Raw genomic sequence first — 21,351 nt, 5'->3', positions numbered from 1 at the left:
CCCAATGCAATGGACAGAAGAACAGCAGCCAGCCATCCACTCATCTGCAAGGAAACTACTGGTCCAAGCGTTTGCCGGTACCGGAAAAACAACAACGCTGGTGGGCTACGCATCCCATAACGCCAAGATCAAAATGTTGTACCTCTGCTACAACAAAGCCGTCGAGATGGCAGCAAAGAATCGCTTTCCACGCAATGTGACATGCAAAACCGCCCACGGGCTTGCCTATGCTGTTTATGGGAGCCAGTACAAGCACAAGCAGGCAGGAAACCTGCGTTTAACGGACATCGCAAGAACCATCAACACCCAGGATTGGGAGCTTGCAAAAGATATTGTCTCGACCCTCAACGCCTTCATGGCAAGCAGTGACCTGGAGCTCACAGAGGACCACTGTGTAAGGTTCCAGAGCAACCGCAGGCTAACCTCGGTCCAGCAGCTATACATGCACAGGACACTTGACCTGACCCGTGACGTTTGGAGGAGGATGGTAGACATCCAGGATCGATCTGTATCCATGACGCACGATGGCTACCTGAAGCTCTATCAGATGAGCCAGCCAGATTTGAGCCAGCGCTTTGGGGCCATACTGCTCGACGAAGGGCAAGACGTGAATCCAGTTATCGCGAACCTGGTGCAGATTCAAAAAATCACTCAGGTAACCGTCGGCGATCGTCATCAGCAACTCTATCGGTTTAGAGGAGCTGTGGATGCGCTTAACAGCCCGGCTATGATTGACGCCGAGAAACATTTTCTGACCCAGAGCTTTAGATTCGGGCCTGCAGTTGCCTACGTGGCCAACGTCATTCTGTCGTTCAAAGGAGAGACGATCCCGCTGCAGGGACTTGGCCAACAGACATTGGTCAAAAAAGCACTTCCGGACGATCTACCGCATCGTACCTACCTGCACCGTACTGTGAGCGGTGTCATTGAGAACGCACTTCGCCTGGTCAATCAAAGCCACAAGATGCAATGGCTTGGAGGAATTGACAGCTACTCACTGCGAGACCTGGAAGACCTGTTTTATTTCAGCCGAGACATGAATGATCAAGTGCAGCAGCGCAAGCTGCTCTCCGACTACGCGGACTATGACCAGTATGTAGCTATCGCCAAGGCGACTCAGGATCCGGAGATGCTGCGATCAATCAAGATAATCGAGAATTATCCTGATCTTCCGCAGCGAATTAACCAGTTACGCCGCGCCTCTGTGACCTCAGAACTGGATGCAACCGTGACGCTCAGCACGGCGCACCGTGCAAAGGGTTTGGAGTGGGATTTTGTAGGACTCTACGAGGATTTCACTGCAGACCCCTTGTCTCCGGACATCGACGCAGGAAAACGCGACGACGAGCTCAACCTGCTGTACGTGAGTGTGACGAGGGCCATGAAGATCCTCGCCGTCAACTCACTTGTAATTGACATCATGCAACGATTTAAGGATATGAAGCCCTCTGCCAAGGGGTCATAGCGCTAGAAACGATTCCTAGTTTTTGAACTGGACATCCTGGGCCGACAATGAGAAGAAATTGGCTTCCACACCACTAAGAGCAATAGCATCGTCCAGGGTCACGTGCTCCCAATCTGGCTTGCCCTCTGCGTCGAGGGTAACCACAGCCCAAGACCCGCTCGGAGACATGCCAACACCAGGTGGATAATGCTCGATCCAAACGGACCGTTTAAGAATCTTATCCATCGTGGATAGGGCTTTAGGTAGAACACCTTCAGCGAAGAGGCGCTCTACCACCCCATGTATGATGTCTTCTATAACATTTGTAACAGATGTGCCGTTATAGCCTCGCAACTGGGAGATCAAACAGACGATTTTGCCATCATCCGTGATACGCGTCCGGACGTAACAAGCTCCTACAGAGTTAAAACCTTTGAACTGAAAATTGCGGTACTCGATTGACTGCATTGCTTTTGGCTCCTTATGAGTCAGATTCTAAAACAGCTATCCAGCTGCACAAAGAGCATGACAGTCCGTTCACGACTTGCCAATAAATACAGCCTTATTTATTAAGGCGCGCTACAAAATAAATTTTAGCTAGGAATTCACCTTTGACAGCAGGTAATTAGATGACAACCTTTGAATACGCACAAACGTACCTTCCACTTCCATACAAAACCGTTACCAGCGGCGTGTTAATGTTTAAATCAACGGACGAAACGACTGAGCCCGACGTCCATGCATACTTGAGCAACCCTGAGATCCTGGACACCCTTAATCGCTTCGGCCTTGAAGGTTGGGAGCTGGTAAGCGTTCAACAAATTAAGCGTGGTCATGAGCAAATTGGGAATCAAAATGCCCAGGGCTGGGCGTTTGGCTACGCAATAAGCATGGGGTTTATGTTCTTTTTCAAACGCAGCAGAACCACTCATACCTCTTCAGATAAACCCACTCCGACCTAAAAAGGGTTTGGTACTGATTCAAGTCCGGCCGCTGGTCATGCTGTGGACATAGATTCCCACAGCATCCAAGGCCAGCTACGTGAAAAACAATCTCCCCGCGCTCAGATCAACGTCTACCCGCGTGCAGATCTGCTTTACCGCAGCCCTTCTGTGCAGCTCCCTTTCCTCTACGGATACCCTGGCTGCCGGCACGGCCTCCGAGCAAGCCAATATTGAGGTGATGATTCGCCAGCTCAATGCGCTCGAAGCTGTTGCACAGCGCAGTCTGGATCTCCCTAAGGAGTCGTCACAACGTTATCACTTGGACTATCCCAGACTGGTAAGTGACATCGCCCGTATCCGACAAGGGTTGCAGGACTATATGTCTCCTTCCCGCGCACAACCTCGCGACCCAGTGGAAATTTCAGGCCAGTACACCATCGGCGGTGATCGCACGCCATGACGATGTCCTCGACTCAGATCAGCGCATTTCAAGCAGCGGCCGGTTTTACGCCTGCGAGCAGCAACACGCTCTGGACCGGGCTTGCTATGGGCATCCTCCTTCTGTGGGGCGTCTGGGTGTTTTCAAGCATTTATCGCGGCTGGGCTACAAGGAATCTTGCGGCTCCAGCAGCGGCTGTAGCAGCAACTCGCTGGGCGGTGCTGTTCATGATCATGACTTTCATGCTGTTGAGTTGATTTTTCCAAGGAGATAAAGATGACGCTGTATCGTTTGATTTCCCAGGCTCGTGCCCTCTTCCAATCCCGCCGCTTGATCGTCCTTATGGCGGTAAGCCCTGGTAGCGCTTTTGCAGCGTTACCAGGTGCTCAGGCCCCGACACGCGGTACCGGGACCAGCTTCATGCAGACCATTCAAAACTACGCGTTTGATGGTTTCACACTGCTGGGATTGTGCCTCTGCGCTTTCGGCATTTTTACGGTCGGACGCCATGCGCTTGGCGTCTATCACGAAATCCACATGGGTAAGGCCAAATGGGCCGACTTGGGCAGCACCGCCATCGTCGGTGTGTGCTTGATTGGTATCACGATCTACCTGGTCACCACAGCTTCCAACATCCTTTGAGTCGCAGAGGCTTCCATGACTGAGCTCCAGCAAGATCAGCATGAAGACGGCACACTGCGTTTTCTGCCAAGTCGATTGAACAATCAGCCCGTGGTTATTGGCGGTCTTACGGCGGACGAGATGTGGGTTACCGTATTCGGCTGTAGCGGGTTTGGCTTTGTGATTGGCCTTCCGCTGGCTTTCATGATCACTCCGTCGATGCCCGTGGTCTGCGCACTTCTGGGCGGAACATTGGGGTTGGCGATCGCTTCTCGGGTCTTGAGACGGATGAAGCGTGGCAGACCAGAAACGTGGATCTACCGCAAGCTGCAGCTGCTAATAGCGACGCTCGGACCTACGTCATTCAACAACGCCAATCTGGTCATCCGATCAGGCAATTGGACTTGCCGTCGGAGCGAGCAGCAATGAGTCGTTTTTTGAAATTGGCTGACTCTCAGCGAGCCCACATTACAAGCTTGAGAATGGCGATCGTCCTACTGGCGCTTTTGGCTTTAGGTCTGGGTATAGGTTGGTATAGGGCACCACAGGACATGACCATTCATGTACCCCCGGATCTGCGCACAGGCAGTACGCGACTATGGTGGGACGTCCCACCGCAGTCGGTCTACACGTTCGGGCTGTATATCTTTCAGCAAATGAATCGCTGGCCAGTCGACGGTGAGCAGGATTACCAGGCGAATATCACGCGCCTGGACTCCTACATTACGCCGGCATGCAAACAATACCTGCAGAGTGATTTTGAGCTACGCAGGTCGAGCGGCGAGTTGCGCAAGCGAGTCCGCGGTGTCTACGAGATTCCCGGCCGAGGTTACGGCGATTCTCCAGAGATCCGGACCGTTTCAAACTCTGTCGACGACTGGACAGTCACGCTGGATCTCACAGCTGACGAGTATTACGGCGGTCAGCTCGTCAAGCGAGCTCTGGCGCGTTATCCGCTGCACGTGGTGCGTATGGACGTGGACCCTGAGCGAAACCCATTCGGCATGGCTTGGGATTGCTACAGCGGTGCGCCCCAGCGAATCGAAGGCACTATTGAGGCTCCCGCGCCCCAGTCGAAAGGAGTCTTCAAATGAGTGCTCTGAAATCGCTCAGTTGCTCGGCACTGCTGCTGGCCATGGCTGGCAGCCATCAGGTCGCTTCAGCGGTTGAGATTGTCCGCTGGGAGCGCTTGCCGCTGGCAATCCCTCTTCGCATCAATCAAGAGCGTATCGTCTTTGTCGATCAGAATGTCCGAGTCGGAATCCCAAGGTCGCTGACCGATAAGCTGCGGGTCCAAAGCACCGGTGGGGCCATCTACCTGTTTGCAAAGGAAGCGATCGAGCCGACACGTCTACAGCTGCAGAACGCCAAGACCGGTGAAATCATACTGATCGACATCGCTGCTACAGATGCCCCTAAAGATCAGCCTGCATTGGAACCAGTGAAGATCGTTGAAGGAGAGGCGTCACCAACACGCTACGGAGCGGCTGCTACAGCGCGCAACTCCAAGAGCAACAGCCTAAGCCAAGACACCAGCAGCCGCTCCACCGAAGATGAGGATGAGCCGGAAGAAGTCGTTAAGCGAGAGACGCCTGTCCCAGTTGTCCTGACACGATATGCAGCGCAGGTGCTCTATGCGCCGCTGCGTACCGTGGAGCCTATCGACGGCGTTGCCCAGGTCAAAATTGACCGACGTCTGGATCTGACTACATTACTTCCCACCCTGCCAATCAGAGCCACCCCACTGGGCGCATGGCGCTTGAATGATTTCTGGGTGACGGCAGTGAAGCTTCAAAACCAGACGGAGCAACGCGTCACTCTCGACCCTCGGGACCTGATGGGTGAGTTCGCGACAGCCGCATTTCAGCATCCTTATCTCGGACCTCGTGGTGATGCCAGTGACACCACCACTCTGTACCTGGTCACTCGCGGCCATGGGCTGACACAGGCCACAGTGTTCTCAGCCGCTCAGGCAAATCCGCGTGCAACGCAGGGAGCCAAACATGAAGAGTAATCCGCTCATCAAGTACTTGGTGATTCCGGTTCTGCTGCTCACAGTGTTTCTCGGCATCAAGATGATGGGAGGCGGATCCGCGCAGCAAGTTGAAAATGCACCGGCTCCAAAACTCACGGCAGAGCAGGCCAAGGCTCTTGGTGTGGAAGGCGACACGCCGAGTGACACGCTGCGCACAGTGGTGGCTGAAGGACGCGAACTCAAGCAGCAAATCTCGGATGTCATCCAGCAGAATACGGCATTCAAGCAGGACAACGATGCCCTAAAACAACGATTAGCGAACATCGATCAGACGGTAGAACAACGTCTGAAGAATGCTCAAGAACAGTTCAAACTCGACAGCCAGCAGCAACAGCAAAGCGTGCTGGATGGTTTCAAAAAACAGATGGACGAGTTAACCAGGCTGGGCCAAAGCAGCGGCTCCAATTCAGACTTGCCGATCGGATTAGGCGTCCAGCCGGGGGATGGCCAGCAGTTCAAAACCGACGCAAACGGTTCGGATGTCGTCTGGATAGACCCTCAGGACGCAACAGCTCTGGACAGCAACGGTAAGCCGATTGGTACAGGCGGCAGTCTACCTGCGAGCGGCTACAGCTTTCCAACCTCATTCGGAGACTCTGTGGACCGTGGACAGAAAGCCCTGACTACCGGTGCTCAGTCGGTGCGCGACGACATCGGCGGTCAGCAACTGGAGCGCAAAAAGGTTCGTCGGGCCTACACACTGCCTCAGAACGCAACATTAATGGGGTCGATCGCCATGTCCGCTCTCATCGGCCGGGTTCCGGTCGACGGGACCGTCAACGACCCCTACCCGTTCAAGGTGCTGATCGGCCCGGACAACCTGACGGCCAATGGCATCGATCTTCCGGACGTGGCGGGAGCAGTTGCCAGCGGCACCGCCTCTGGCGACTGGACACTTTCATGTGTGCGGGGGCAGATCAAAAGCCTGACCTTCGTGTTCAACGATGGGACCGTTCGCACGTTACCGGCCCCAGTTCAGGGCGGTACCCAGCAGAGCAACAACCAGAACAACTCCGGAGATCAGCAACCCATCCAGGGCGGATTGGGCTGGATCAGTGATCCATACGGAATTCCCTGCATTGCCGGCGAACGACGCAGCAACGCACAGCAGTACATCGGCTCACAGGCGCTAATCACAGCAGCCGGGGCTGGAGCAGCTTCATTGATCAAGACTGAGGGCAGCACTTCTTCCTACGTTTCCAACGCTTCAGGAACACTTGGCAGCACCGGACTATCAGGCAACGAGGCCATGGGAAAAATCCTCACTCAAGGGGTCACCGACGTTTCCGGCTGGGTCAACAAACTCTACGGTCAAGCATTCGCCGCTATCTATGTGATGCCAGGCGCTCAAGTCTCGCTTCATATCGACCAGGAGCTGGAAATCGACTACGAACTCAAGGGCCGCAAGGTCAAGTATGCCTCAGGAGCAAACCATGCCAATGCCAACCTGGATTGATCACGTAACGTCTGCGCGCAGCATGGTTTTGTATTGCTCGTTCGTTACAGCTCTTTTGACTGGATGCTCGACCGACAAAGAGCAGATGCTACCGCATGGTCAGAACACGATGATGGATGTGTGGAACCAAGGCACCACGGGCTCGGCGGGCAGCACGAGTAGTCGGCAACTGCTCGATGCACGCTCTGAACTTCGACGCCCAATCGACGTGCACGCAACCCAGCCCCTGCAGGACGGAGCCGCCTACACACGCACTGCACAGAACGAGATCTACAGCCAATTTAAGCGGCTGCCCAACCCCGACCTGGTCATGTACGTATTCCCTCATCTGGCCGGGTCCGACCCAGCACCAGTCCCTGGGTACACCACCGTTTTCCCCCTCTATCAGCGTGTGCAATACGCAATGCCTGGTGAGCGGGTTGAGGATTACTGATGAATTTTTTTGAAAGGCTCACAGCCCGCGCGCGCACCACCTCTTCCACCGTATCAGACTCAGCCGAAGAGCATTCCCTCATCGCAAACCCTACTGCAGACGGCGATACCCAGGAAGCTGATGCGACTACTGAAAGCCTGAAGGCAACTGACCAGACCGATGTCGACGCGGCCTTGGAGCGTTACCTCAAACGACTGGAAGACCAAGGCATACCCGCCCCGGGGGACTGGAGAAATCCTAAAAATAAACCTGCAACCGTCGCCGATGTCGCAGCGCTTTACGACGTCAAGCCGAGCTTCGTCGACCTCCTGCCCTGGACTGAATATTTGCCCGAGGAACAGGCGATGCTGCTCGAGGACGGTAAGTCACTCGCGGCATTCTTTGAGCTGACCCCGATTGGTACGGAAGGCCGAGATCCTGAATGGCTCCGAAAAGTCAGGGACGCGCTGGAAAACGCCCTACAGAACAGCTTCGACGAGCTGGACACATCTCCGTGGGTCGTTCAGTTCTACGCCAAAGACGAAACTAGCTGGGACGACTACCTCAAGTCCTTGACCGAGTACATCCGGCCGCAGGCCAAAAACAGCGCGTTCTCTGAGATGTACCTGAGCCTGTTCAAACACCACCTTGACGCAATCGCCAAGCCTGGGGGGCTTTTTGAAGACACGACAGTCTCGAAATTACCTTGGCGTGGGCAGCAACGACGTGTGCGAGTGGTTCTGTACCGCCGTGTAGTGGGAGATGCAGCCTTTCGGGGCCAATCGCCAGCCATGCACTTGAACAACATCTGTCAGCGCTTCACGGGAGGGCTGGCAAACGCCGGCATCAAATGCAAGCGCATGGACGGCTACGAAATCCGGCACTGGTTACTACGGTGGTTCAATCCACACCCAGACCATTTGGGCACGACACTCAAGGATTTCGACCGCTTCTTTCATCTGGTCAACAAACGCACCGAGGAGGCCGGGGAAGAGCTGCCGCTGGTGACTGGCGATGACTTCGCTCAGGGACTCTTTTATCGAGAGCCTAAATCCGATAGCCAGAAGGGGCTCTGGTACTTCGACGGACAGCCGCACCGCGTGATCATGCTTGATCGGTTGCGTGAAGCCCCTAGGACTGGCCACCTGACGGGTGAAACACGTATGGGCGGTGACGCGTTGCATGCGCTGTTCGACAAGTTGCCCGAAGATACTGTTCTGACCATCACGCTGGTCATCACCCCTCAGGATGTGCTTGAGGCGCACCTTGAAAAGCTGGCACGCAAATCAGTAGGTGACAACACGGCTTCGGCGATGACCCGTGAAGCCGTCGACAATGCAAGGAAACTGATCGGCCGTGAGCACAAGCTCTATCGAGGCAGCGTCGCCTTCTACCTCAAGGGACGTGATGAAGCCCAGCTCACTTCACGGAGCATGCAACTGACCAACGCACTGCTTAGCGCAGGTATGGAGCCTGTAGCGTCTGATGACGAAGTCGCCCCGCTCAACAGCTATCTGCGCTGGCTCCCAGGTAACTTTGATGTGACCCAGAAACGTGCAATGGACTGGTACGTTCAAATGATGCTCGTCCAGCACGTGGCCAATCTTTGCCCCGTATGGGGTCGTTCAAGCGGCACTGGTCACCCCGGGATCACACTTTTCAATCGTGGTGGAGCCCCGCTGACCTTTGACCCGTTGAACAAACTCGACCGGCAGATGAACGCGCACATGTTTCTGTTCGGTCCGACCGGAGCTGGCAAATCGGCAACGCTGAACAACTTGCTCAACCAACTCATTGCGGTCTACGCGCCGCGCCTTTTCATTGTAGAGGCGGGGAACAGCTTCGGCCTCCTTGGGGACTTTGCCAAAAAACTCGGTATGACAGTGAACAGAATCAAGCTTGCACCTAACTCAGGGGTCAGCCTGGCACCGTTCGCTGATGCGATTCGCCTGGTCACAACTCCAAGCCAGGTGACCACTCTGGATGCTGACGACCTCGACGGCTCTGATGAACATCTGAGCGCAAAGCCGGATTCAGACCAAGAGGATGACGAGCGCGACGTACTGGGCGAGATGGAGATCGTCGCCCGCCTTATGATCACCGGCGGTGAGGAGAAAGAAGAAGCTCGACTTACACGGGCTGACCGTAGCGTTATCAGACACTGCATTCTCGCTGCTGCCAGAACATGCTCCGATGCCGGGCGCACTGTGCTGACTGAAGATGTTCGCAACGCGTTGCGAGCGGCCGGCGAGGACACCTCCATTCCCGAAGCACGGCGCAATCGCATGCTGGAGATGGCTGAAGCCATGGACATGTTCTGCATGGGCGCTGATGGTGAGATGTTCAATCGTCCTGGCACCCCTTGGCCAGAGGCGGATCTCACCATTGTGGATTTGGCCACGTATGCCCGGGAAGGCTATAACGCTCAACTTTCGATTGCCTACATCTCGCTGATCAACACAGTGAACAATATTGCGGAGCGCGATCAGTACAAGGGCCGCCCTCTGGTCAACGTGACCGACGAGGGCCACATCATCACCAAAAATCCCCTCCTCTCTCCTTACATCATCAAAATCACCAAGATGTGGCGAAAATTGGGGGCATGGTTCTGGCTGGCAACGCAGAACATCGATGACTTGCCTCCCGCAGCAGCCCCCATGCTCAACATGATCGAGTGGTGGATCTGCTTGAACATGCCGCCTGATGAAGTCGAGAAAATCTCCCGCTTCCGCGAACTCACCCCCGCCCAGAAGAGCTTGATGCTGTCTGCCCGCAAGGAGAGTGGCAAATACACAGAGGGTGTCGTTCTTTCGAAGTCTATGGAAGTTCTGTTTCGCGCGGTTCCGCCAAGTCTGTACCTGGCGCTGGCCATGACTGAACCCGAAGAGAAGAAACAACGTTATGACCTGATGCAGTCCTTGGGAGTCGACGAGTTGGAAGCCGCACTCGAAGTCGCAGCAGACCTTGACCGAAAACGCGGCATCGAACCCCTGAATATCACCTTCCCTACATCGCATGCATTGGAGAACCTGGCATGAGAGCCATGGATGCCCTGACTCAAAATCTGATCGATAGCCTGACACAAATTCTCAAGGATCCGCAGGAAGAATCACTGTTGGCTTTGAAGATCTGTGCCCCTGTGCTCATCGAGCATCTCAAAGTAGTGAAAGACATGGCAGTCGATAGGCGAGAGATCCAGTCTCAGTTGCACAAAGCGCTGGACCAGTGGCTTGAACACCATCCTCAACCGGAAAGTGCACAGAAAGCCCTTTTAACGCTGCTGGACCAGGAGCTGCTCGCTAAACAGCTCCTCAAGAAAGAAGCGTCCGCATGAACAGAAGAATAATTTATTTGAGTCTCTTGGGTGCTGTGGTTGCCCTGGCCGTTGGGTCTTATTTTCTGGCGCCAGCCATCAGACAACACATGCACGACATCGCCAGTAGTGCCGCTTCACAATCAGAGCAGGAGAAGCCGGACACACCGTGGGTGTACGGACGCGAAAGCGCCAGGTTCACGATCGTCGAGTACGCGGATCTGGAGTGTCCCTACTGCAAAGACTACTTCCCTCGACTTAAAGCGTGGATCGATACCCATCCCGACGCAAACCTTCAGTGGCACCACCTTCCGCTGCCCATGCACGAGCCTATGGCAAGCTATGAAGCACGTTGGGCAGAATGCGCCGGCATTGAGGGGGGGAATAATGCGTTCTGGCGTGCTGTGGGGCTGATCTACAGCAGCACGCGCTCCAACGGATCCGGACCGGCAAATGCGCCTCAGCTGGATGAACTAGGTGATCGACAGGCTGCGATTGATGAGTGTGCCTCCAACCACGCCTCGGTACTGCAGAAAGTACGAGCTCAGACTTACCAAGCCAGCTTGGACGGCATCACAGCCACACCAACCCTTATCGTAAAGGACAAGGCAACTGGGCGATCAATCAAGCTGCAAGGTGCTCCTGACGGAGACGTACTGCTTTCAGCAATCGACTGGCTGTCCAATCCGGCGCAGGGCAGCGGGTCTAAATAACCGCTTAAGCAAAGCAAGATCTGACGCCCCAGCTCACATCGGCCCAGGCGTTTTTCGACGACAGCCCAATCGAACGGATATATCGTTTTCGAACATCTCAAAAGATTATCTATAACCAAAAACAAATTAGCTTTACATGGTGTCGTCTTGCCATTTTTGATATTTGCAGGTAGAGTGTTCTCGACTGTCTCCAATAGTCGATGTCGATACCGGAAAAACCTGCACCTTGACGAAGGTGCAGGTTTTTTTTTGCATTGAATTTCGTCGTCGATAACTCTGCGCAATAAAGTATTTCAAAGCCAAAAAAAAACCGCCCTATAAAGGGCGGTTTTTTATTCACAAGATCAGCCGAAACTGACCTTGTGCACAACTCTGTCGCTTATTAAGCAACGTGAGTGGTGGTGATCACGCCGTTAGCGAAGCTAACGTCGGACAGGCTGGTAACGCCAGTCAGGGTGATAACTGCAACGTTATCGGTGGTGCCAGTGCCAGCAGTTTGACCAACAGCGTTGGTTTCGATGTTGACGCTTACGTCGCCGCCAGCAGTTGCCTGGGTGAAGTAAACTTCTTTAACAGCAACGTTGGTGCCAACGGCGAAGCCATCAGTGCCGATGGTAACGTTGGAGTTGAAGGTATGACCTTCGCCAACGTAGATTGCATCACCTTTGGTGAAGTTAGCCAGGGTGAAGTCGTCAGCAGCTTTGATAGCGCTGAAGTGGAACAGCTCTGCAACTGTACCTTGAGCGTCACCGTTGACTGCAACACCACCGTCAAAGTCTTTGATCGCGGTGTTTGCAGTTACAGCAGCGTTTGCGTCAACGGACGATTGAACAACTGCAGTGTGTGCAGTAGTTTCGGCAGTGCCTTGAGCAACCAGAGCGTCAGCAGCCTGAGCATCAGCCAGGATCTTGGCAGCAGCGGTAGCAGCTACCGAGTCAGCTACGTAAGTGCTGGTAGTAACAACAGACGAGACTGCATCAGCTGCGGTTGTAACGGCAGCTTCGGAAGCGTCTTTGGTAGCTTCAGTTGTGGACAGAGTTTTCAGGCTGGTGTAGTTCGAAGCGTACGCGCCAGTGTTGAAAGCGGTGTCCAGCTGAGCCAGCTTGGCAGTGTTGCCAGCCGATGCCAGCAGCTCGGTGTACAGGCCGGCAGCGTCAGTGATGGTAGCTGTCGAACCCGAAGCAGTTTTGTAAGAAGTTACAGCAGCGTCGAAAGCGGTTTTGTTAGCAGTAACAGTCAGCAGGCCGTCAAACGCGGCAACGCCGTTTGCTTTTGCGGTAGCGTCTACATCAACAACTTTAGCGTCAGCGGCAACAGCTGCGTTGTAAGCGTTGATTTTGGTTACAGCGTTTGGATCTTTGGCGATCAGATCTGCACGGTCAGCAGCAACTTTTTCAGCAGCGGTAGTCGAAGCGGTCGACAGCTGAGTGGTTGTGCTAGCGGAGATCGCAGTACGCAGAGCAGTAGCGTTCGCGATTGCGTTTACGGCTTCAGCGTAGTCAACAGTGGTGTTGGTGTCGTTGCCGTCAGCTACGGAAGCCAGATTGGCCGAGTAGTCAGCGTTCAGAGCGACTACTTTGTCGTTCAGCGAAACCAGCGAAGCTACTTTCGAAGTCTCGTAAGCAGTAACAGCTGCAGTTGCTGCGTCTGCTGCTTTCAGCAGAGCGACGTTAGCAGGCAGAGCGATGCCTGGCAGGTTGCCCAGGTTGGTCAGTGCAGTGGTAACCGAAGCGGTCGAATCGGTAACGTTTGCCAGTACCGACTTAGCGTCGTCAGCAACGTAGTTCGAGCCAGCAGTCGAAGTGTAAACTTCAGCAACCAGAACCTTGTTAGCAACGATTTTGGCGTCAGTTGCGCCAGCGCCGTTCACGAAAGCAACCAGCAGTTGGTCAGTTGCAACGGTAGCGCCGCCGCCAGTGGTCCAGTAAGTCAGGCCAGCTGCGTCAGCGGAGTGGCCGAACAGTTGCAGGTAGATCTTGGAAACTGTTTCGCTGCGGGTCAGGCCAGCGTAGGCATCTTGATACTCGGTCTGCTCGTTCACGAAGTTCGAGCGCAGATCTTCCAGAGTCAGGGTAGCAGGGGCTGTGGTGGAGCCGTTCAGCTCATTCAACCAGTAGTCCAGACCAGCTTTGTCTGCGGCACGGCCCAGGTAAGCGACGTACAGCTGTTGAACTTGTGCAGAAGTGATAGCCATTACTTTTTCATCTCCAATATGAGTCGATATCCCAACTCAGGGTTCCACCTGGAACGAAGGCCACGTGGCCTTCAACCTGATTGCTACCTGAACAACTGGCAGCGGATAAAATTGTTCAGCAAAAAATTGCCTACTTTTCAGTCAACTGTGCCTACCCGGTCGTTTTTTAACCTTGTCAAGTACATAGCTGACAGAAGCTCGCTGATCATACATGGCAAAATGGCTCCAAAACAATAGGTCATGACACCATTCTGAAACGCAGGCCCTGTATCGACCCACCTTTACCAATCTTGATAGCAGGCGAAGGTATGATTTCCTACCTTCACGTGTAGTTCACCAGGGCCGACGAGCGGGCGAAAGCACACGACGGAATAACGCCATTAATTTGTCACATCACTCAGAAACCAAAGAAAACTAAAAATAAATTCGCCTAGGCACTGATTTACAAAGATTTTTCCTAACCTGATAAATTTTCTCAGCAATGAAGATGCGCGCGAAGAGACAACTCTTTTCCACAGTTCCATTCTGACTGAGCTTAGACAACGCCTAACACCGGGCTATCAGGCTTTTGATGCAAACAGTCGGCGACCCATCGCGGACGACGTCTACTTGCAAGCAGATTACATCCACGTAAACCCCGAGCGTCCCAGTTACGGTTTATTGCTGACCGTAAACGACAAATGACGTCTTCTGTACCTGCCCTCATTCAGGTACTGCCTCATGCCACCATACCTTTCATTCTTAAACCCCAGATCCTGCCTTGCACTCTTTACCGTCACCGCAATCACCGTACCGACATTGGTGAACGCAGAGACATGGGTTGTAACCGATCGAAGCCACCCGATTCAGGTGCCCGCAGGCGTTCGGCTAATCCTCCTGGACGATTCAGAGCGTCTCGAGACGAAGCTTTCAGAGGGACTACCTGCTGACCCTCTCAAAGCCACGGCCGCCATCCAGCAGCGCCTTCGAACCGCCGACGCGCAGCGCTTGCAACAAGACTTAGTAACAGCTCAACAAAACCTCGTGGACGCATGGAGCACAGGAATCACCAAGATTCCCGCCGTGGTTGTAGACCGCAAGTTTGTTGTGTACGGCGAGAGCAATGTCGCCGTTGCTTTGGGGCTCATCAAGAGCCGGCAAGGAGAGCAGCAATGAGAGGCTTGCAGAGATTTCAAGCGTGGGTGGTTTTGACACTGTCTTTAGTAGCCGGCCCGACCACCGCAGGTGTTGTCACTACGGCCACGGTCGTGGCTTCCACAATGTCGCCTGAGTGCCTCGAATATAGGGTTGTCGGAATTTGCTACTGGCTACTTTGCACTCCATTTGGCTGCAAAGTGAAGACATCCACGAAGGTTCGACATTACGTTCCCGATGCTGTCGTTTCGAGCTACTCCAACACAGGCCTCAACCCTTGGATCGAAGTGTCGTCCGTGAGCACTCCTACCTCAGCGGCTCAAGCAGGAGGAGATGGGACAACCAATCACAATAACGAAGACAGCCTGGCTAAATTCAAGAATGTCGACGTGATCGGTCATCCCGGTGGAGCGACGTTCAGCCGGTTTGCAAGCGCCTCGGGCTACGTCTGTCCAGGAGCAGCTGTCCCTTACATGCCTTACCTGCTTAGCACATTAGATACAGTTGCTTGGCGCTACGGCGTTCCTGAATCCGTTTATCCCGAATCACTCATCCCCGGCCGCCGAGAAGTGGGCGGCCTTTTCTCTGGCGACATGTGGGGGAGCGTTTATCCACGCAGCGGTTTTATTCATCAAGCTGACGACTATAAAGCAGCCGCGGTCATCGCACAGCGTGCCGGAGATATTGTGACCCGGCTCGGGCAGATCCATGTCTATCAGCCCCTGCTAGCACTACCCATACCAGGTTACTGGCCCGCAGGGAGCCTCATTGAGGGAATTGCTCTCACAGGCAAATGGCAAGAGCTTTCGCCCGTCCCCAGCCCGATCTGCAGGGTGTTCCCCAACATGGGGCCAAATCTTCAGGCCACCGATGGTGGATACGCTTGGGCGCTGTGGCGACCCTACTCGTGCTGCAAGCGTGAGGGGCAAACATTCTTGGGCAGTACGGACTTTCTATTATGATTAAGAGGACTTTGACCATGCGCCGCGCCCTGATTTTGCCTATCACGATTATGAGTGCCCTCATCATGCACAGCGGTTTCGCAGCAGTGCCGGGGATAAACGCATCCACCTCAGGCAGTGTAATAGGCGATGACGTTCTGTACAGCGTTGGCGGCGGCAACGCTGTGACAATGGGCAGCGCAGGGAATATGGACAGTATCAGCATCGGAGGAGGCTGGAACAGCAACCTGGTCTGCGGAAACATGAGCATGACGAATACTCTGCAGAACCAGTTGAACGGAGCGACCTCCGGCTTCCAGACAATCATGGGTTCGATGCTGTCCAACGCTACAAGCGCTGTGGCATCGCTGCCGGGGCTGATCATACAGCGCGCTAATCCGGCGCTTTACAACCTTTTGACCAACGGCATCTTACAAGGTCGTTTGGACTTTGATAGATCCAAAGGCACCTGCCGCGCGATCGCCGACAAGATGCTCGATGTAGCTGGTGGTCAAATGGGCTGGAACAAGATAGCTGAAGGCCAGGCAATGAGTCAGGCTGTCAGTAGCGGAAACACTGACGCCGTAGCTGCCGTATCTCAGGTTGAAAAGAAAGGCGGGAATGACGGCATCACGTGGGTAGGAGGAAACAAAGCCGGCGGATCCGGCCAACAACCAATCAAGGTTGTAGGTGATGTTACTCGAGCAGGTTACAACCTCTTGAATGGGCGCGACGCTGCTGAGACATCAGCTATCAGCCCATCGAGCTGTAATAACGGCATGGTCTGTTCTACGTGGTCGTCGCCTCAAGAAGCAACAACATTCGCGAATCGCGTACTGGGAGAGCAGCAACAGCGCACGTGTGAGGATTGCACTAAAACCACATCTACCCCAGGCGTCGGCCTCACTCCGCTTATCCAAGAATCTTATGACTCGAAGCTGAAGGCACTGCAACAGCTGATTTCAGGTAGCAAGCCACTTACTTCTGAAAACTTGACTGCAGCGAGTAGCGACTCATTGCCTGTCACTCGGGGCGTGGTCGAAGCGCTTCGCACTGAACATGACCAGGACATACTCGCAAAAAGACTGGCGTCTGAGGTAGCCCTGTCCGAAGTGCTTGGCAAGGCACTACTGCTTCAACGGACCATGTTTACCGGAAGCAAAGAGCCAAACATCGCAGCCAACGACGTCGCGCTTCAGGCCGTCGACCAGCAAAACAGCAGCCTGCAACAGGAAATTGACAACCTCAAGACAGAACTGGACATGCGTCGCAACTTGGCTAGCAACTCTCCTACAGCCATTCTCCAACGCGCTCAGAGCAGAAAGGACAGCTCTAAAGGCATTTTTCAGGGCGACCCTACGCCCGACCGTCTTGAGCAACTGCAGACCCCAAACAAAGGTAACTGACCATGAGTTCGTTACCGGTTGCCAAGGGATGGCTACGTAGGAGCGCGAAAGCGCTGGTGTCATTTACGTGGCCGGTACTGCTGACTATCGCATTGGCTGTAGTTTTCATGACAGCAGTCGCGCATTTCTTTGGAGATATCGAGCAGTTCAGAAAATGGCAGCAAGCGCACTACAACTACTTGCTGGCTTGGCGTCTATCGCTCTACGCAATGATCGGATACGGCTGGTACAGACTCAGGCGGATCCTCAATCAACGAGCAGCTGATTCAAGCTCAAAACCATCTGGACTTCGGCGATGCGAAGTCATGGCCATCTTCGTCGTTCTGCTTTTCGAGCTCCGCCGCGCGGTGTCTGTGTCGGGGGTGGATATTCCATGATCCTGCACACGAACGACTATCTTGAGTACTACCTGACGTTGGTCGGCTGGCTCATAAACGGCGGAATCTGGAACATGATCGAGGACAGTGGACTGTTCGCAGCACCATTCGCCGCGATCGTTATAAGCGAGTGGCTGAGAGCACGCGGCGAGGGGGCGGACGAGGGCAACAAGGGAGTCCTCTCCTTGGCCCGCGTGGAGAACCGATTCTACACAGCGATTCTTGTCATCATCCTCGCTTGCATGCCGCTCGTGAACGTTAGCATCGATACCATTCAGTTCGACCGAAGCCGCTCAGATCAATGCCAGTATTCGATACCCAATCCGACCGACACAGGATGGGAAACATCCTTCAGCACGCTCAACGGCAAAAGCGCCACTGTACCGATCTGGTGGCTGTTTGTGCACGCGATGTCCAAGGCCGCGACTGCAGCATCAGTTGCAGCCATTCCTTGTGGTGTGGACCTGCAACAGGTTCGAATGGATGTCAACAAAGCCAGGATCAACGATCCGCTTCTCGCCCAAGAGGTCGCTGACTTCACGAACGATTGCTACGCTCGGGCGCGTGCGAAGCTATTCATGACCCAACCCACCCTTAGCAAAGATCAACTGAACGACGTCAACTGGATCGGTTCGCAATTCTTCCTTCAGACCTCCGGCTATTACAGCGATGGATTCTCTGGATTTCGCTCCCACACTCCACGGACCAAATGGCCATATGACTCAACACGCGACGCTGGCTTGCCACAAACCACTGGAGGGGGTGGATTTCCTACCTGCACACAATGGTGGTCTGATGGGAGCGTTGGTCTGAGAGCCAGGTTACTGGAACAAGTCAGCCCAGATCTGCTGAGCAAGCTTGCTCAGTGGGCACAATTCATGACCCAGACCGAGGTGAGTGACTCCGTCATCCGCGACTTGGTCTCTCCCAGGAAACAGCAACTGACCCAGGGCCAGGTATATTCCGACTACGGCGGCCAAGTTGGAGGATCTGTGCTCAATGATGTCACTCGCCTCACAGCCACGATCGGTCAAGCTGCAGGGTCTCTCGTAATGTACCCGGCGATGGACAGCGTCAGGCAAGCAGCACCCATGGTGATGGCCTTCCTGAAGATGGCTCTCATCATCTGCATACCTTTTGTGCTGGTGATCGGGATGTTTGACCTGAAGGTCGTTATGACGATTACTTTTGCTGCGTTCGCTTTAATCTTTGTCGACTTCTGGTTCCAGCTCGCCAGGTGGGTTGACAGTACGATTCTCGATGCACTTTACGGTAACGGGATAGGAAGCAATGTTCCGCACTCAAATTTTGACCCGGTGTTTGGCGCCAGCAACGCCCAGGGAGATCTGCTTCTCGACTTTGTCATGGGGGCAATGTTCATAGTTCTCCCAAGTTTCTGGGTGCTCGCGCTGGGCTGGGGAGGAGCGACGATTGGCGGCCTTATGCAAGGCTTGACTGAGGGTACGAGGGATGCCAAATCAGCAGGAGGAAGCGGTGCAAATTTGATCATGTCGCATATGAAGAAATAGGACCCAGGGCACTCGATGCACAGTCACCATCTTTGCATCGAGGTCCCCTTTAACTCACTGCTGTTTCAGCCCGTTATCGTAGTAGCCGTAACCTTGAGGCCCGTTCATCCATCCCGACCGCGACTCGCCTTCGTCGAAGGCATCTTCAGAATTCTGATCAAAATGGACGAGCTGTGAATCACGTGATCCGCGTTCAATACCAGGACTGGTGACAAATGCGATCGCGATGGCAAGAAAGCACACAACTGCTAAAACGTACAACAATCCCCACGCACCGAAGAATGCTGCAGCCCCGATTACAACCACACGAGCGGACCACTTAACAGGATTCAAAACCGATTTGGGCAGGCCCGTACGATCCAAAGATGACCACACAGCTTTTTCTGAGCGAAACACTCCCGCAACGCCGCGCCCCAGGCTTTGCCCGACTCGCCCTGCAGTGCTGTGCTCTCTTTTAGTGTCTGTGTTCATAGTCACCTCGTGACCCATCCAAGCATGTCGTTATGACATCATTTATAGACCTATCTATCCCTATATTCAACCTACTTTACCTGTGAAATCAACCTTCCGACGAATGCCTTTGGAACTGAAACAGATATGATCTAAGTTTGTATTCACTGACTTCTGACGATCCACAGCTGATCGAGCTTAGTCGTATAACTCTGGCTCATTAGATCACGACGCATAGCCCAATGAGGATCTGCGGGGACACTTCCAGCCCTCAACGTCCCCCTGCCCCAGCGAGTGTTGATCTCATCCAGAACGCCCATCACCTTCTCAACTGCAGCTGGTTGGCTGGCTGCAAATAAGTCATCTGTGAATTCACCAGGTTGTCGCAGATCCAGAAGCAGCACCTCGGCTTTGCTGTACTTGAATCCAGGTCGGAACAGACGATTTACAGCCTCTGTCGCAGCTTTGGTCATCAACCGGACGTCGTTGGTTGGGTACGGCAACTCAACCAACACGCCGTTGGCGTACTTGGCCTCATCCGGATTGAACATCCCAGTACGGATACTTACTCGGATCTTCTTGCACAGAGAATTCTGCGAACGAAGCTTTTCAGCTGCCCGCTGGGTGTAAGTTGCAACTGCCTCCTTGATCGGCTCGATGGTCGTGAGCCGGTTGCCGAACATCCTGCTACAGCAGATCTCCTGCTTGGGCGGTGCAGCCTCACCCAGCTCCAGGCACGGAATGCCGGCGAGCTCTCGCGCGGTTTTCTCTATGACAACGCTGAACCGATCTCTCAACGTCCGGGCATCGGCACGGGCGAGATCCATGGCGGTGCGGATGTTCATGCCCTCCAAGTGAGCCTTCATCTTTCTGCCAACTCCCCAGACCTCAGACACCGCCGTATTGCGCAGCACCCAGTTGCGATTATGGAGATCGCAGATATCCACCACACCGCCCGTGTGTGAAAGCAATCGCTTAGCAGTGTAGTTAGCAAGCTTGGAGAGCGTTTTAGTAGGCCCAATGCCAACGCCGACGGGTATGCCTGTGCATTTGAGAATGGTCGCCCGAACGTGACGTCCGAACGCGGTCAGATCGCCTGGAACACCCGTTAGATCGGCAAACGCCTCATCAATGCTGTAAACCTCGGAGGCTGGCACCATGGACTCGATAATGGACATCACGCGCTCACTCATGTCTCCGTACAGCGCATAGTTGCTGCTGAAAACCTTGATGCCTTTTCGCCTCAGCACATCCTTGATCTGAAAATAGGGAGCGCCCATTTTCACAAACGGCTTGGCGTCGTAGCTGCGAGCGATTACGCATCCGTCATTGTTGCTGAGAACCACGATGGGGGTCTTTTCGAGGTCTGGCCGAAATACGCGCTCACAGCTGGCATAGAAGCAATTGCAGTCGATCAGCGCGAATACTGGCTTATGCTTTTCCATGGCGATGCAGGTTGTAAGTGACTATGCCCCAGATGACGAGGTTGTCACCCTCCAATATGTGCCGTGTCGGATACGCGCTGTTCTCCGACTGAAGCTTCACGACCCCATTCATCATATAGAGGCGCTTACATACCGGATCAGAGTTGTTCAGAGCCGCCACCACGACTTCGCCGTGCTCTGCATTACGGCTGCGGTCTACCACGATCAGATCCTTATCGTATATGCCTGCCCCAACCATGCTGTCTCCGAGAATCTTGGCCAGATACACGTGAGGCGCCCGTACCTCGGCCATCTCATCCAACGAAACGTGCTTTTCGATGTAATCAACAGCGGGAGATGCAAATCCGGCTGGCACCTGGAATGAGTAAAGCGGGAGCTTGCAACCCCCTTCTGACAATGGGCCGAGAATGACTACGCTCATGGCGAACACCTGGTAGAGAAATTAACTGTACAGATATACAGTAAACCCCTTACCCCCCATGCGGTCAATCGAACAGG

The 21,351-nt window shown here is 54.2% G+C and carries 23 protein-coding genes; 18 read left to right on the top strand and 5 right to left on the bottom strand.

The features are described from left to right. The first annotated feature begins 4 nt into the window (after positions 1-4). Positions 5-1,465, top strand: coding sequence for a UvrD-helicase domain-containing protein (locus BUB69_RS17365; RefSeq protein WP_073168860.1), 1,461 nt, complete (start codon positions 5-7; stop codon positions 1,463-1,465). Positions 1,466-1,480: 15 nt separating this feature from the next. Here BUB69_RS17365 and BUB69_RS17360 read toward each other — a convergent pair whose 3' ends face one another. Further along, positions 1,481-1,912, bottom strand: coding sequence for a hypothetical protein (locus tag BUB69_RS17360; protein ID WP_073168858.1), 432 nt, complete (start codon positions 1,910-1,912; stop codon positions 1,481-1,483). 161 nt (positions 1,913-2,073) lie between these two features. On the opposite strand from BUB69_RS17360, the gene BUB69_RS17355 reads away from it, so the two are divergent. The 12 genes from BUB69_RS17355 to BUB69_RS17300 all read left to right on the top strand — a co-directional run bounded on the left by BUB69_RS17355 (position 2,074) and on the right by BUB69_RS17300 (position 11,377). Continuing rightward, the gene (locus tag BUB69_RS17355; RefSeq protein ID WP_073168856.1) at positions 2,074-2,406 is read left to right on the top strand and encodes a DUF4177 domain-containing protein; all 333 of its coding nucleotides are present in this window, start codon (positions 2,074-2,076) and stop codon (positions 2,404-2,406) included. A gap of 79 nt (positions 2,407-2,485) precedes the next feature. Further along, positions 2,486-2,848, top strand: coding sequence for an integrative conjugative element protein, RAQPRD family (locus BUB69_RS17350; protein WP_073168854.1), 363 nt, complete (start codon positions 2,486-2,488; stop codon positions 2,846-2,848). Then, on the top strand, positions 2,845-3,084 hold the full coding sequence (locus tag BUB69_RS17345) for a TIGR03758 family integrating conjugative element protein (protein WP_073168852.1): 240 nt from the start codon (positions 2,845-2,847) through the stop codon (positions 3,082-3,084). The genes BUB69_RS17350 and BUB69_RS17345 overlap by 4 nt, the downstream gene beginning before the upstream one ends. A 19-nt stretch (positions 3,085-3,103) precedes the next feature. Beyond that, entirely contained in the window at positions 3,104-3,469 is a 366-nt protein-coding gene (locus tag BUB69_RS17340) for a TIGR03745 family integrating conjugative element membrane protein (RefSeq protein ID WP_073168850.1), read from the top strand. Between the two features lie 15 nt (positions 3,470-3,484). After that, positions 3,485-3,877 carry a TIGR03750 family conjugal transfer protein gene (locus BUB69_RS17335; protein WP_073168848.1) on the top strand — a complete coding sequence of 131 codons (393 nt, stop codon included), beginning with the start codon at positions 3,485-3,487 and terminating at the stop codon, positions 3,875-3,877. Next, positions 3,874-4,542 (top strand): PFL_4703 family integrating conjugative element protein, encoded by a 669-nt coding sequence (locus BUB69_RS17330; protein WP_073168845.1) that lies wholly within the window; start codon positions 3,874-3,876, stop codon positions 4,540-4,542. The genes BUB69_RS17335 and BUB69_RS17330 overlap by 4 nt, the downstream gene beginning before the upstream one ends. Beyond that, on the top strand, positions 4,539-5,462 hold the full coding sequence (locus BUB69_RS17325) for a TIGR03749 family integrating conjugative element protein (RefSeq protein ID WP_073168843.1): 924 nt from the start codon (positions 4,539-4,541) through the stop codon (positions 5,460-5,462). Before BUB69_RS17330 ends, BUB69_RS17325 begins: the two co-directional genes overlap by 4 nt. Next, entirely contained in the window at positions 5,452-6,939 is a 1,488-nt protein-coding gene (locus tag BUB69_RS17320) for a TIGR03752 family integrating conjugative element protein (RefSeq protein WP_073168841.1), read from the top strand. The genes BUB69_RS17325 and BUB69_RS17320 overlap by 11 nt, the downstream gene beginning before the upstream one ends. Then, positions 6,917-7,372 (top strand): TIGR03751 family conjugal transfer lipoprotein, encoded by a 456-nt coding sequence (locus tag BUB69_RS17315; protein WP_073168838.1) that lies wholly within the window; start codon positions 6,917-6,919, stop codon positions 7,370-7,372. The genes BUB69_RS17320 and BUB69_RS17315 overlap by 23 nt, the downstream gene beginning before the upstream one ends. Further along, positions 7,372-10,389 (top strand): conjugative transfer ATPase, encoded by a 3,018-nt coding sequence (locus tag BUB69_RS17310; protein ID WP_073168836.1) that lies wholly within the window; start codon positions 7,372-7,374, stop codon positions 10,387-10,389. The genes BUB69_RS17315 and BUB69_RS17310 overlap by 1 nt, the downstream gene beginning before the upstream one ends. Continuing rightward, on the top strand, positions 10,386-10,685 hold the full coding sequence (locus tag BUB69_RS17305) for a hypothetical protein (RefSeq protein ID WP_073168834.1): 300 nt from the start codon (positions 10,386-10,388) through the stop codon (positions 10,683-10,685). Before BUB69_RS17310 ends, BUB69_RS17305 begins: the two co-directional genes overlap by 4 nt. Next, positions 10,682-11,377 (top strand): DsbA family protein, encoded by a 696-nt coding sequence (locus BUB69_RS17300; RefSeq protein WP_073168832.1) that lies wholly within the window; start codon positions 10,682-10,684, stop codon positions 11,375-11,377. Before BUB69_RS17305 ends, BUB69_RS17300 begins: the two co-directional genes overlap by 4 nt. A gap of 382 nt (positions 11,378-11,759) precedes the next feature. On the opposite strand, the gene BUB69_RS17295 is transcribed toward BUB69_RS17300, so the two are convergent. Beyond that, entirely contained in the window at positions 11,760-13,571 is a 1,812-nt protein-coding gene (locus tag BUB69_RS17295; RefSeq protein ID WP_073168830.1) for a DUF4214 domain-containing protein, read from the bottom strand. 720 nt (positions 13,572-14,291) lie between these two features. On the opposite strand from BUB69_RS17295, the gene BUB69_RS17290 reads away from it, so the two are divergent. Genes BUB69_RS17290 through BUB69_RS17270 form a run of 5 tightly spaced genes read left to right on the top strand, consistent with a single transcriptional unit; the run spans position 14,292 to position 18,958 of the window. After that, complete coding sequence (locus BUB69_RS17290) at positions 14,292-14,726, top strand: TIGR03757 family integrating conjugative element protein (RefSeq protein ID WP_073168828.1); 435 nt, start codon at positions 14,292-14,294, stop codon at positions 14,724-14,726. Continuing rightward, positions 14,723-15,667 (top strand): TIGR03756 family integrating conjugative element protein, encoded by a 945-nt coding sequence (locus BUB69_RS17285; protein WP_073168826.1) that lies wholly within the window; start codon positions 14,723-14,725, stop codon positions 15,665-15,667. The genes BUB69_RS17290 and BUB69_RS17285 overlap by 4 nt, the downstream gene beginning before the upstream one ends. Continuing rightward, entirely contained in the window at positions 15,664-17,052 is a 1,389-nt protein-coding gene (locus BUB69_RS17280) for an integrating conjugative element protein (RefSeq protein WP_175561761.1), read from the top strand. The genes BUB69_RS17285 and BUB69_RS17280 overlap by 4 nt, the downstream gene beginning before the upstream one ends. Positions 17,053-17,054: 2 nt before the next feature. Further along, positions 17,055-17,429 (top strand): hypothetical protein, encoded by a 375-nt coding sequence (locus tag BUB69_RS17275; RefSeq protein WP_073168824.1) that lies wholly within the window; start codon positions 17,055-17,057, stop codon positions 17,427-17,429. After that, positions 17,426-18,958: a conjugal transfer protein TraG N-terminal domain-containing protein gene (locus BUB69_RS17270; RefSeq protein ID WP_073168822.1), complete on the top strand. Its 1,533-nt coding sequence runs from the start codon at positions 17,426-17,428 to the stop codon at positions 18,956-18,958. The genes BUB69_RS17275 and BUB69_RS17270 overlap by 4 nt, the downstream gene beginning before the upstream one ends. A gap of 54 nt (positions 18,959-19,012) precedes the next feature. Here the strand turns inward: BUB69_RS17270 and BUB69_RS17265 are convergent, their stop codons facing one another. From BUB69_RS17265 to BUB69_RS17255, 3 genes are all read right to left on the bottom strand, one after another. Beyond that, complete coding sequence (locus BUB69_RS17265) at positions 19,013-19,429, bottom strand: DUF3742 family protein (RefSeq protein ID WP_073168947.1); 417 nt, start codon at positions 19,427-19,429, stop codon at positions 19,013-19,015. A gap of 143 nt (positions 19,430-19,572) precedes the next feature. Next, on the bottom strand, positions 19,573-20,853 hold the full coding sequence (gene umuC / locus BUB69_RS17260; RefSeq protein ID WP_073168820.1) for a translesion error-prone DNA polymerase V subunit UmuC: 1,281 nt from the start codon (positions 20,851-20,853) through the stop codon (positions 19,573-19,575). Further along, positions 20,840-21,274 (bottom strand): LexA family protein, encoded by a 435-nt coding sequence (locus BUB69_RS17255; protein WP_073168817.1) that lies wholly within the window; start codon positions 21,272-21,274, stop codon positions 20,840-20,842. The genes umuC and BUB69_RS17255 overlap by 14 nt, the downstream gene beginning before the upstream one ends. Positions 21,275-21,351: the final 77 nt, after the last annotated feature.

The sequence above is a fragment of the Pseudomonas asturiensis genome, from assembly GCF_900143095.1.
Lineage (GTDB): Bacteria > Pseudomonadota > Gammaproteobacteria > Pseudomonadales > Pseudomonadaceae > Aquipseudomonas > Aquipseudomonas asturiensis.
Note: the sequence above shows the minus strand (reverse complement) of the source record. Positions and strands in the feature narration are given on the sequence as shown.